The following is an 11,727-nucleotide window of genomic DNA, read 5'->3' as shown; positions in this document are numbered from 1 at the left end:
GCAAGGTCGTTTGTCATTCGTCATTTGTCATCCCAATAAAGACGCGTGGGGTTGTCCACCAGCAGTTTCCTCTGCAGCCCGGGCGTGGTGGCGATGTGCGGGATGAAGTCCACCAGCAGGCCGTCGTCGGGCATGTGGTCCTTCAGGTTCGGGTGCGGCCAGTCGGTGCCCCACAGCACGCGGTCGGGGAAAGTCTCCACCACCTTGCGCGCGAACGGCACCACGTCGCGGTAGGCGTCCTGCTCGCCGTCCAGCGCCTTCGGGCCGGTGATGGACAGGCGCTCGGGGCAGCTCACCTTGCTCCAGACGTTCTGGTGCTCGCGCATGAATTTCAGGAACAGGGCGAACTCGGGGCCGTCCACGGGCTTGCTCACGTCGGGGCGGCCCATGTGGTCCACCACCACCGTGGTCGGCAGCGCGGTGAAGAAGTCCCACAGCTCGGGCAGGTCCACTGCCTCGAAGTAGATCACCACGTGCCAGCCCAGCGGGGCGATGCGCGCGGCGATCTCCATCAGCTCGTCCTTGGGCGTGAAGTCCACCAGCCGCTTGACGAAATTGAAGCGAACGCCGCGAACGCCGGCGGCGTTCATCTCCTGCAGTTCGCTGTCGGTGACGCCGCGCCGCACGGTGGCCACGCCGCGCGCCTTGCCGTTGGCGTGCCTGAGCGCATCGACCATCGCTCGGTTGTCCGCTCCGTGGCAGGTGGCCTGCACGATCACGTTCCTGTCGAAGCCCAGGTGGTCGCGCAGCGCGAACAGCTGCTGCCAGCTGGCGTCGCACGGCGTGTACTTGCGCTCGGGCGCGTACGGGAATTCGGCGCCGGGGCCGAACACATGGCAGTGCGCGTCCACGCTGCCGGGCGGCAGCTGGAACTTCGGCTTGCTGGGACCGGTGTACCAGTCCAGCCAGCCGGGCGTCTTGGTGAAGGGGCCGGAGGTCGGCTTGGACATCGCCGCTCCTTCAGTCGATGTACTTGAGGCCGGCCTTGGCCAGCGGCTCGCGCATCTTGTACATGTCCAGGCCCAGCACGCCCGAAGCCAGCTTGGCGCGCTTCTCGCCTTCGTTGGCCTCGCGCGCGGCGGCGGCTTCCAGCGTCCTGGCGGCCATGGCGCGCGGCACCACGACCACGCCGTCGTCGTCGGCCACGACCACGTCGCCCGGGTTCACGATCATCCCGGCGCACACGACGGGGATGTTCACCGAGCCGATGGTGGCCTTGATGGTGCCCTTGCTGCTGATCGCCTTGCTCCACACCGGGAACTGCATCCCGGTCAGCGTCTTCACGTCGCGCACGCCGGCATCGATGACCAGCGCGCGGGCGCCGCGCGCCTTGAACGACGTGGCGAGCAGGTCGCCGAAGTAGCCGTCGGTGCAAGGCGCCGTGACGGCGGCCACGACGATGTCGCCGGGCTGGATCTGCTCGGCCGCGACGTGCATCATCCAGTTGTCACCCGGGTGCAGCAGCACGGTGACGGCGGTGCCGGACACCTGCGCGCCGGCATAGATCGGCCGCATGTAGGTGGCCATCAGGCCCACGCGGCCCATCGCCTCGTGCACCGTGGCCGAGCCGTATTGCGCCAGCTGGCCGGCGACCTCGCGATCGGCGCGCTGGATGTTGCGGTAGACGACGCCCAGTTCGTACATGGGGTTCTCCGTTGAGCGTTTGGCGTTGAGCGTTAGTGGCCACGCTGCTTGAGCAGCTTGTCCAGGCGGGGGAACACGCGCCGCGTGTTGCCCTCGAAGATCGCCAGCTTGTCCTCGGACGACAGGATCTTCGACGCGTCGATGTAGCGCTTCGTGTCGTCGTAGTAGTGGCCGGTCTGCGGGTCGATGCCGCGCACCGCGCCGATCATCTCGCTGGCGAACAGCACGTTCTTCACCGGGATCACGGTGTTCAGCAGGTCGATGCCCGGCTGGTGGTACACGCAGGTGTCGAAGAAGATGTTGTTGAGCACGTGCTCGTCGAGCAGCGGCTTCTTCATCTCCTGCGCCAGCCCGCGAAAGCGCCCCCAGTGGTAAGGCACCGCGCCGCCGCCGTGCGGGATCAGGAAGCGCAGCGTGGGGAAGTCCTTGAACAGGTCCCCCTGCACGCACTGCATGAAGGCGGTGGTGTCGGCGTTCAGGTAGTGCGCGCCGGTGGTGTGGAAGCACGCGTTGCAGCTGGTGCTGACGTGGATCATCGCGGGGATGTCGTACTCCACCATCTTCTCGTAGATGGGGTACCACCACTTGTCCGTCAGCGGCGGCTCCTTCCAGTGGCCGCCCGAAGGATCGGGGTTCAGGTTGATGCCCACGCAGCCGTATTCCTCGACGCACTTCACCAGCTCGGGGATGCAGGTCTTGGGGTCGACGCCCGGCGACTGCGGCAGCATGGCCACGGGCACGAAATGCTCGGGGAACAGCTTGCTCACTCGGAAGCACAGCTCGTTGCAGATGCCGGCCCAGGTGCTGCTGACGTTGAAGTCGCCGATGTGGTGCGCCATGAAGCTGGCGCGCGGCGAGAACAGCGTCATGTCGTTGCCGCGTTCCTTCATCAGGCGCAGCTGGTTCTGCTCGATGCTGTCGCGGATCTCGTCGTCGCTGATCTTCAGGCCGGCGACCTTCGGCATCATGGACGGGTCCTTGATGCCGGCGATCTGCTGGTTGCGCCACACCTCCAGCGCTTTCGGCGCGGTGGTGTAGTGGCCGTGGCAGTCGATGATCATGAAGTCTCCTCGGTGGATACGTTGGCGCGCTCAGGCCGGGTCCATGCCCTGGCGGCGCTTGGCCTCGGCCGTCGCCGGCGAAGCCATGAAGGCGAGCAGCTGGCGCACGGCGGCAGGCTGCATGGAAGCGGCGCACACGGCGCCGGAAAACACGGTAGTGATCTGGATAGGTTCGGGCAAGGCACCGGCCACGTCGATGCCGTCCAGGTGCATCAGCTCGCTCAGCTGCTGGAAGCCGAGCGCGATCTCGCCCTTCGCGACGAGCGAACCCACCGGCACGCCGGCGGGCGCCTGCACCAGCCGCGGCTTCACCTGCCCGGCGATGCCCCAGCGTTCGAACAGCTTCAACAGCGCGGTGCCGCTGGGGCCCGTGGAATAGCCCAGCGTCGGCGCGGCCAGCACAGCCTGCTTCACGGCGGCTTCGCTGGACAGGTCGGGCCTGGATGCGCCGTGCTTCACGGCGACGGCGACGCCCGAGCGCACCAGGTCCACGCGGCTGCTGGCCAGCGCATGGCCGGCGGCGATGAGTTTGTCGACGGCGTCGGCGGCCAGGAACACCACGTCGAACGCTTCGCCGGCGGCGACGCGCTTGGCGGCATCGACACCGCCGACCGATTCGATGTCCACCTGCACGCCCGCGTTCTCGCGGTAGGCAGCGGCCAGCTCGGCCAGCACCTGGCGCGTGGCCATGGACGAAATCCCGCGCAGGGTCATTGCGGCTCCGGTGGGCATGGGCCGCCATTGTGCGAACCCTCCCCTCGCCCGCAAAGCCGCCGACCCCGCTATCAGCTAGAACAAGCGCGTATAGCTGTGGCCCGGCCTTTACACTTTGGGCATGGATTTGCGCCAGCTCGAGTATTTCGTCCGCGTGGCCGAGCTGGGCAGCTTCACCCGCGCGGCCATCGAGCTCGATGTCGCCCAGCCGGCGCTCAGCCGGCAGGTGCGGCTGCTGGAAGTGGAGCTGCGCCAGACCCTGCTGGTGCGCAACGGCCGCGGCGCCGTCCCCACCGAAGCCGGCAAGACGCTGCTGGAGCATGGGCGCGGCATCCTGCACCAGGTGCAGCGCGCCAAGGATGACCTGGGGCGCCTGCGTGGCGGTCTCTCCGGGCGGGTTGCCGTCGGTCTTCCGAGCAGCGTGGCGCGCGTGCTCACGGTGCCGCTCACCCGGGCCTTCCGCGAAGCGATGCCGGATGCGCGGCTGTCGATCAGCGAAGGCTTGTCGTCCGCACTGGAAGCCGGGCTGGCGAGCGGCCGCCTGGATATCGCCGTGCTCTACAACGCGCAAGCTTCGCGCGAACTGGACGCGGTGCCGCTGCTGGACGAAGACCTGCTGCTGGTGCGCGCGCGGCCGCCGGGCCTGCACGAAGACCCGCCGCCGGGGCCCGTGGAGCTGAAGGCGGTGGCCGAGGTGCCGCTGGTCATCCCCACGCGGCCGAACGCCATCCGCATGCACGTGGAATCGGCGCTGGCGGCCGTGGGCTGCAAGCCCGATGTGGCGCTGGAGATCGACGGAGTCACGGCCATCCTCGATCTGGTGCGGGATGGTGCGGGGTGCGCGATCCTGTCGCGCAACGCGCTGCTGAATTCGGCGCGGCCGTCGGCGTTCACGGCGCAGCCTATTGGAAAGCCGCCGCTGCGGATTCGGCTGTCGCTGTGCACGAGTGCGCAGAGGCCTGCTACGCCGGTGCAGGAGGCGACGTTGGAGTTGATTCGGAAGACGGCACCGAAGGTGGTGCCGCACGCCTGAACGTCATTGCGCGATGGAAGCCATGGATTCCCGCCTTCGCGGGAACGACGCGGTCAAGGTCTATCGCAGCGTGACTTACAGCACCCTCTCCGGTCCCGCACGCGCGTGCCAGCGCGGCGGGTGGCGCCTGGCGCGGCCGATTTTGGAAGCGCCGCCGAATCGGCCGGGCCTGGGACAGCATCACGCGCGACAGCGTGTGATGCGACTGTCCTCTAGCTCCGGTGAGTGTCTGAGTGGCGAGCGCAGCTCGCAACGAGTTGCGCCGGCCGTCCCGGGCCCGGCCGATTCGGCGGGAAGCCTGTGCGAGCCGAAGGCGAAGCACGGCCGCTGGAGCATGAGGCCGCGCCAGGCGCCACCCGCCGCGCCCGCAGAGCGGTTGAAACCGCCAGCGGATGCAGCAGCAGCCTCCCGGCCGCGAACAGGCCGGCGCGCGTGGCCAGCCAGCCCGCCGCCATCACCAGGTAGATCGGGACGGTGACGGCGAGGACGGACCCCATTCAGCGTTTGCGGGCGGCCAGCAGGCGGTCGGCGTAGGCCTGCCAGGGCGCGTCCTTGGGCAGGTCCTTGAACACCCCGGCGGCCGCGGCGTCGGCCACCCACTGCTGCTTCTCCGCGATGGCCGCGGCCATCAGCGGCGGGAAGCCGGCTTCCTTCACGGTGTTGGCGGCTTCGCGCATTTCCTCGGCGCGCCGCTTTCCGTGCTGCACGACGCGGCTGAAAAAGTACGCGCCCTGCTTCGGCCAGTCGATCTGCGGAAAGGTTTCGGCCAGCGTGGGCAGCACGTGGTCTTCCACGCCGTACTGCCGCGCGGTGGCGTAGCTTTCGACGACGATGGCCTCCAGGCCCTTGATCATCACGCTGCGGCACATCTTGATGGCGCTGGCCACGCCCAGCTTCTCGGACACGGCCTTCGCGTCCAGGCCCCACGCAGCCAGCACTTCGGAGAGTTCCGCCGCCTTCGCGCCACCGAGCAGCATCGGTACACGGATGCCGTACGGCGGCACGGACGTCATCACGCCCGCTTCGACATAGTGCGCGCCCGTCGCGTCCACCAGCGCCGCGCATTGCTGCTTGGTGCCGGGCGAGGCCGAGTTCAGGTCCAGGAACACGGTGCCGGGCTTCAGGTGCGCGGCCGCTTCCTTCGCCACCGCCAGCGTGTTCGAAGCCGTGACGGCGGAGATCACCAGGTCGCTGGCTTCGCACAGCGCCTGCATCGAAGGCTGCGCCACCACGCCCGCTTCGCGCGCGTGCGCGAATTCGCTCTCCCGCGTGCCGGCCTGCGCGAACTTCAGGTCCCAGGCGCTGGACTGCGTCACGCCGGGCTTGTCCTTCAAGCCCTTGGCGAACGTCTTGCCGACTTCGCCGTAGCCAACCAGGCCGATGCGGGTGATCTGCATGCTGCTTCCTTATTGCTTGGGGATGCCCGCACGCGCGATCACTTCGGACCAGCGCTTCACGTCGGCAGCCAGGCGCTGGCCCAGCTGCGCGGGCGTGCCGCCTTGCGGGTTGAGGTTGAGTTCGATGAGCTTCTGCCGAACGTCCGGTTTTGCGAGCGCTGCGTTCACTTCGCGGTTCAGGCGCTCGATGGCGGCGGCGGGCGTCTTCGCGGGCACCGCCAGGCCGTTCCAGGAGCTGACGTCGAAGTCCGCCAGCGGCCCGCCCGATTCACGCACGGTTGGCACGTTCGGCAGCTGCGACGCGCGCCTGGCCCCGAGCACCGCCAGCGGCCGAAGGGACTGCCCTTTCAGCTGGCCGATCAGCGGCCCGAGGATGTCGATGCCCACGTCGATCTCGCCCGAGCGCAGCGCCGTGATCACCGGCGGCGTGCCGTTGAACGGCACCACCTGCGCCTGGATGCCCGCCGTCGTCTTGAACAGCTCGGCGGCCAGGTTCTGCGTGGTGCCCATCTGTGGCGTGCCCAGGTTCAGCTTGCCGGGGTTGGCCCTCGCATAAGCCAGCAGGTCGGGCAGCGTCTTGAAGCGGCCGTTCTCCGCGACCACCAGCACGAGGTCGAAGGTCGCCAGCAGCGACACCGGCGCGAAGTCGCGCAGCGTGTCGAACGGCAGCGACTTGAACAGCGCCGCGCTGACCGCCGAACCGCTGGACACCAGCAGGATGGTGTGCCCGTCCGGGTCGGCATGTGCGACCTGCTCACCGGCCACGACACCGCCGGCGCCCGGCTTGTTGTCGATGACCACGGGGTGGCCCAACGTGGCGGCCATCGCCTGCCCGACCGTCCGCGCCGTCAGATCCGCCGCCCCGCCGGGGCCATTGGGCACGATAAGCCGCAGCGGCCTGGAGGGGAACTTGGTCTGTGCACCGGCGAACGCCGGCAGTGCGGCGGCCGTGGCCAGGAGGAAGTGGCGGCGGTTGGTCATGGGCAGTTGAATGCGGGGTCCGCAACGCAGAGAACGCAGAGGTTTCGCAGAGGACGCAGAGATCGAAAGGCGAATACCTTCATTGTCTTCTCTGCGATCTCTGCGCACCTCTGCGTTCTCTGCGTTGCGGACCCCGCATTTACCGCGCGACACCCAGCAATCGATCCACCAGCGCCGGATCGTCTCGCAGCTCCCGCGCCGTGCCGCTGTGGACCACCGTGCCGCGATCCAGCACGACCGCGCGGTCGGAGATGGCGAGGATGGCTTGCGGGTGCTGCTCCACGATGATGGCCGACAGGCCCTCGTCGCGGGTGATGCGGCGGATGGCCTTGAGCAGCTCGTCGACGATGATGGGCGCCAGGCCCTCCAGCGGCTCGTCCAGCAGCAGCAGCCTGGGGTTGAGCACCAGCGCGCGGCCCACGGCCAGCATCTGCTGCTCGCCGCCGGACAGCTGAGTGCCCAGGTTGGTCTTGCGCTCCGCCAGGCGCGGGAACATCGCGTACACGCCGTCGGGCGTCCACTTGCCCGGGCGAGCCACCGCGGTGAGGTTCTCGTGCACCGTCAGCGACTTGAAGATGTTGCGCTCCTGCGGCACCCAGCCGATGCCGGCCGCGGCGCGCTGGTGCGACGGCAGCTTGTGCAGCGCATTGCCCGCCAGCGAGATGCTGCCCGCGTGCTGGCGCGTGGCGCCGGCCAGCGTGTTGAGCAGCGTGGTCTTGCCGGTGCCGTTGCGGCCCAGCAGCGCCAGAGTGGCGCCTTCGTCCAGCGCGAACGACACGCCTTGCAGCACCACCGCCTCGCCGTAGCCGGCGGAGAGGTTGTCGACCTTCAGCAGTTCAGCCATGAGCGGCCTCCTCGCCATGGCCCAGGTAGACCTCTTTCACGCGCGGATCCGCGGCGATCTCCTCGGGCGAGCCTTCAGTGAGCACCGTGCCGTTCACCAGCACCGTCATGCGGTTGGCGAAGCTGAAGACCAGGTCCATGTCGTGCTCGATCAGCAGCACCGACACGTCCGAAGGCAGTTCCGCCACGGTCTGCAGGATCTCTTCGCGCTCGCCCGCCGGCACGCCGGCCACGGGCTCGTCGAGCAGCAGCACGCGCGGCTCGCAAGCCAGCGCGATGGCGATTTCCAGCAAGCGGCGCTTGCCGTACGCCAGGTACTCGGTGGGCACGTCCATCACCTCGGCCAGGTGGAAGTGCGCCAGCAGCTGCTCGGCGCGTTCCGCCACGGCGCGGTCGCGGCCCAGGGCCGACCAGAAGCGGCCGCCCAGCCCGCGCTGCTGCGACACCACCAGCGCCAGCGTCTGCAGCGGCGTCATGGAGAGGAACAGCTGGTTGATCTGGAAGGTGCGCACCATGCCGCGGCGCACTCGCAGGTGCGGCGCCAGCCTGGTGATGTCCTCGCCTTCCAGCGTGATGCGGCCTTCGGTGGGGGGCAGCACGCCGGTCAGCAGGTTGATCAGCGTGGTCTTGCCGGCGCCGTTGGGGCCGATCAGCGCATGGCGCGCGCCGCGCGCCAGCTGCAGCGATACGTTGCCCGTGGCGGTGATGCCGCCGAACTTCTTCACCAGGTTCTGGCAGGACAGGACGACGTCGCTCATAAGCCGTCATCCCCGCGAAGGCGGGGATCCAGTTTCTTGATTCCGAACCAGGTCCACGGGCGAAGCAGGCGGTCGCGGCCCACCAGCACCAGCACCACCAGGAACAGGCCCAGCCAGAAGGTCCAGTACTGCGGCGTGATGGACGACAGGAAGTCCTGCGCCAGCTTGAACACGATGGCGCCCAGGACGCCGCCGTACAGCCAGCCCGTGCCGCCGATCACCAGCATCAGCATCAGGTCGGCGCTGCGGTGGAACTCGAACACGTCCAGCGAAGCGAAGCCGGTGGTCTGCGCGAGCAGCGCGCCGGCGGCACCGGCCAGGCCGGCGGCCACGGTGTACGCCACGGTGATGCGCGAGCCCACCGGGATGCCGATGGCCATGGCGCGCAGCCGGTTGTCGCGGATGGCCATCAGCGTGGAGCCGAACGGCGACCGCGCGATGCGGCGCGCGAGGAGGAAGAACACCAGCAGCACGGTGAGCGAGTAGTACGCGGCGGTGCGGCCTTCCAGGTCGAAGTCGAACTTGCCCAGCACGGGGCCCATGACCACGCCCTGCAGGCCGTCGGCGCCGCCGGTGATCTCGCTGAACTTGTTGGCCAGTTCCAGCAGGATGAGCGCCGCGCCCAGCGTGACCATCAGCCGCGTGAGGTCGGTGCCGCGCTGCACGGTGAAGCTGGCGAAGAAGCCGACCACCGTGGCGGCGACGATGCCCACGGCCAGGCCCAGGAGCGGGTCCGGCATCGCGTACTTGGCAAACAGCGCCGCCGAATACGCGCCCAGGCCGAAGAAGGCCGCGTGGCCGAGCGAGACGATGCCGGTGAAGCCCAGCACCAGGTCCAGCGACAGCGCGAACAGCGCCACGATGGCGATCTCGTTGACGATGGCCGCGTACTGGCGCAGCACCAATGGCGCGGCGAAAGCCACGAGCCACAGCACCGGTTCCCAGGCGCGCCAGCGGCTCGCGCGCAGCAGCGCGGTCTGCGCAATGACGCCGCCTGCCGGCGGCATGACCTTGCCGCTGCGCGGCGTCGATGACGAATGACTCACCGCAGTGCCCCCTCATCCTGGCGCGAAGCGCCGCCATCGAAGCGCGGCGAGGTCATCGCGCCGCGGGCGCGGTCATTCGTCATGCCTTGCCCCCTTGCCGCACGAACAGCCCCTGCGGGCGCCAGATCAGGATGACGATCATCAGCGTGTAGACGATGAAGGCGCCGAGCTTGGGGATGTAGTACTTGCCCGCCACGTCGGCGATGCCCAGCAGCAGCGCGGCCAGCAGCGGGCCGGTGATGGACGACGTGCCGCCCACGGCCACGACGATCAGGAAATAAATCATGAACTTGAGCGGGAACTGCGGGTCCAGCCCCAGCACTTCCGCGCCCAGCGCGCCGCCCAGGCCGGCCAGCCCGCTGCCGAAGGCGAAGGTGGCCAGGAACACCACGTTCACGTTGATGCCAAGGCCCGCTGCCACGCGCTGGTCGTCCACCGACGCGCGCAGGCGGCTGCCGAAGCGCGTGCTGGACAGCACGTACTGCAGCACGATGGTCAGCGCCGCGCACACCGCGATGATGAAGAGGCGGTAGTGGCCCATGCCCAGCGTCCACGCGCCGTCGCCGATCTCGGTGCGGCCGCGCAGCCACGCGGGCAGTTGCACGATCTGCTGCGTGGAGCCGACGAAGTAGTCCACCGCGGCCACGGCCATGAAGGTGAGGCCGATGGAGAACAGCACCTGGTCCAGGTGCGGGCGGCGGTACAGGGGGCGGTACAGCGTGCGCTCCAGCACCGCGCCGAGCAGGCCCGCGCCGACGAAGGCGAGCGGCAGGCAGGCGAGGAAGGGCACGCCGTAGTGCTGCATCAGCAGCACGGTGATGTAGCCGCCCACCATGGCGAAGGCCCCGTGCGCGAGGTTGATGAAGTTCATCAGCCCCATGGTCACGGCCAGGCCCAGCGCCAGGATGAACAGCAGCATGCCGTAGGCGATGCCGTCGAAGAGGATGGTCAACATCTGATGACGCCGCTGCGCGGCATGACTTCGGCGCTGCGCGCCTCAATGACGAATGACAAATGACGCACGGGTATCGCCGTCATTTGTCATCAAGGCGCCGCGGGCGCCAAGTCATTCGTCATTTCGTCTTGCCCGGATCCTTCACGTCCTTGAGCACGTCGAACTCGACGTTCCACAGCTGTCCGTCCTTCTTCTCGACCTTGCGCAGGTAGACGTTCTGGACGATGTCGCGGGTCTGGGCGTCGATGAACACGGGGCCGCGCGGGCTTTCGAAGACCTGGCCCTTCATGCCGGCCACCAGCGCTTCGCCGCCGCCCTTGCCGCCGGTCTTCTTCAGCGCTTCGTAGATCACGCGCATGCCGTCGTAGCCGCCCACGGCCATGAAGTTGGGGCGCAGGTTCTTGTTGGCCTTCTGGAAAGCCTCGACGAACTTCTTGTTCGCCGCCGACGGGTGGGCCGCGGAATAGTGGTGCGAGGTGACCACGCCCAGGGCCACGTCGCCCATGTCGTTGAGCTGGTCGTCGTCCGTCACGTCGCCGGTGGCGATGAGCTTGATGCCGGCCTTGTCCATGCCGCGCTCGCCGAACTGCTTCATCACCGCGGCGCCCGCGCCAGACGGCACGAACACGAACAGCGCGTCGGGCTTGAGGTCGCGCACCTTCTGCAGGAACGGCGCGAAGTCGGGGTTGCGCAGCGGCACGCGCAGCTTGTCGGCGATCTTGCCGCCGTTGAACTGGAAGCGCTCGGCGAAGTACTTCTCGGCGTCGATGCCCGGGCCGTAGTCGCTCACCAGCGTGACCACGCTCTTGATGCCGTTCTTGGGCGCCCAGTCGGCCAGCGCCACCGACACCTGCGGCAGCGTGAAGCTGGTGCGCACGATGAAGGGCGAGGCTTCCGTGATGCTGGACGTGGCGGCGGCCATCACCACCAGCGGCGTCTTCGATTGCGTGGCGATGGGCGCGACGGCCATGGCGGACGGCGTGATGCCCATGCCGGCCAGCACGTCCACCTTGTCGTTCACCACCAGTTCCTGCGCCAGGCGGCGGGTGACGTCGGGCAGGCTGGTGTCGTCCTTGACGATCAGTTCCACCTTGCGGCCGGCGACCGTGTCGCCGTTCTGCGCCATCCACAGGCGCGCGGCGGCCTCGATCTGGCGGCCGGTGGTGGCCTGCTGCCCGGTCATGGGCAGGATCAGGCCGATCTTGAACGGCGCGGCTTGCGCGAAGGCCAGGGTGCCGGTGGCCAGCAGCGCGGCGAAGGCGGTGGCCTGGAGCAGGGTTCTCTTGTGCATCGAA

Annotated in this window: 12 protein-coding genes; 1 reads left to right on the top strand and 11 read right to left on the bottom strand. The window is 68.6% G+C overall.

The window, feature by feature from the left end; all coding sequences use genetic code 11:
* Window positions 1-20 precede the first annotated feature (20 nt).
* From EZ216_RS01275 to EZ216_RS01260, 4 genes are read right to left on the bottom strand one after another with little or no spacing between them, the layout of a single operon-like run.
* On the bottom strand, window positions 21-950 hold the full coding sequence (locus EZ216_RS01275) for an amidohydrolase family protein (protein WP_135247762.1): 930 nt from the start codon (window positions 948-950) through the stop codon (window positions 21-23).
* A 10-nt stretch (window positions 951-960) separates the two neighbouring features.
* A complete protein-coding gene (gene ligK / locus EZ216_RS01270) occupies window positions 961-1,644 on the bottom strand; it encodes a 4-carboxy-4-hydroxy-2-oxoadipate aldolase/oxaloacetate decarboxylase (RefSeq protein ID WP_135247761.1) in 684 nt (227 codons plus the stop codon).
* Between the two features lie 32 nt (window positions 1,645-1,676).
* The gene (locus tag EZ216_RS01265; RefSeq protein WP_135247760.1) at window positions 1,677-2,705 is read right to left on the bottom strand and encodes an amidohydrolase family protein; all 1,029 of its coding nucleotides are present in this window, start codon (window positions 2,703-2,705) and stop codon (window positions 1,677-1,679) included.
* Window positions 2,706-2,735: 30 nt separating this feature from the next.
* Complete coding sequence (locus EZ216_RS01260) at window positions 2,736-3,437, bottom strand: substrate-binding domain-containing protein (RefSeq protein ID WP_439126702.1); 702 nt, start codon at window positions 3,435-3,437, stop codon at window positions 2,736-2,738.
* A gap of 103 nt (window positions 3,438-3,540) precedes the next feature.
* Here EZ216_RS01260 and EZ216_RS01255 point away from each other — a divergent pair, with 103 nt between their 5' ends.
* Window positions 3,541-4,452 (top strand): LysR substrate-binding domain-containing protein, encoded by a 912-nt coding sequence (locus EZ216_RS01255; protein ID WP_135247759.1) that lies wholly within the window; start codon window positions 3,541-3,543, stop codon window positions 4,450-4,452.
* Between the two features lie 497 nt (window positions 4,453-4,949).
* Here EZ216_RS01255 and EZ216_RS01245 read toward each other — a convergent pair whose 3' ends face one another.
* The 7 genes from EZ216_RS01245 to EZ216_RS01215 all read right to left on the bottom strand — a co-directional run bounded on the left by EZ216_RS01245 (window position 4,950) and on the right by EZ216_RS01215 (window position 11,723).
* Window positions 4,950-5,849, bottom strand: a complete 900-nt coding sequence (locus EZ216_RS01245) for an NAD(P)-dependent oxidoreductase (protein WP_135247757.1) — start codon at window positions 5,847-5,849, stop codon at window positions 4,950-4,952.
* Window positions 5,850-5,858: 9 nt separating this feature from the next.
* The gene (locus tag EZ216_RS01240; protein WP_135247756.1) at window positions 5,859-6,830 is read right to left on the bottom strand and encodes a tripartite tricarboxylate transporter substrate binding protein; all 972 of its coding nucleotides are present in this window, start codon (window positions 6,828-6,830) and stop codon (window positions 5,859-5,861) included.
* Window positions 6,831-6,969: 139 nt separating this feature from the next.
* A complete protein-coding gene (locus tag EZ216_RS01235; protein WP_135247755.1) occupies window positions 6,970-7,674 on the bottom strand; it encodes an ABC transporter ATP-binding protein in 705 nt (234 codons plus the stop codon).
* A complete protein-coding gene (locus tag EZ216_RS01230) occupies window positions 7,667-8,431 on the bottom strand; it encodes an ABC transporter ATP-binding protein (protein WP_135247754.1) in 765 nt (254 codons plus the stop codon). Before EZ216_RS01230 ends, EZ216_RS01235 begins: the two co-directional genes overlap by 8 nt.
* Complete coding sequence (locus EZ216_RS01225) at window positions 8,428-9,438, bottom strand: branched-chain amino acid ABC transporter permease (RefSeq protein ID WP_135249080.1); 1,011 nt, start codon at window positions 9,436-9,438, stop codon at window positions 8,428-8,430. The genes EZ216_RS01230 and EZ216_RS01225 overlap by 4 nt, the downstream gene beginning before the upstream one ends.
* 118 nt (window positions 9,439-9,556) lie before the next feature.
* Window positions 9,557-10,432, bottom strand: coding sequence for a branched-chain amino acid ABC transporter permease (locus EZ216_RS01220; RefSeq protein WP_135247753.1), 876 nt, complete (start codon window positions 10,430-10,432; stop codon window positions 9,557-9,559).
* 118 nt (window positions 10,433-10,550) lie between these two features.
* Complete coding sequence (locus EZ216_RS01215; protein WP_135247752.1) at window positions 10,551-11,723, bottom strand: ABC transporter substrate-binding protein; 1,173 nt, start codon at window positions 11,721-11,723, stop codon at window positions 10,551-10,553.
* Window positions 11,724-11,727 lie beyond the last annotated feature (4 nt).

This window comes from Ramlibacter humi (assembly GCF_004681975.1).
GTDB classification, from domain to species: domain Bacteria; phylum Pseudomonadota; class Gammaproteobacteria; order Burkholderiales; family Burkholderiaceae_C; genus Ramlibacter; species Ramlibacter humi.
Note: the sequence above shows the minus strand (reverse complement) of the source record. Positions and strands in the feature narration are given on the sequence as shown.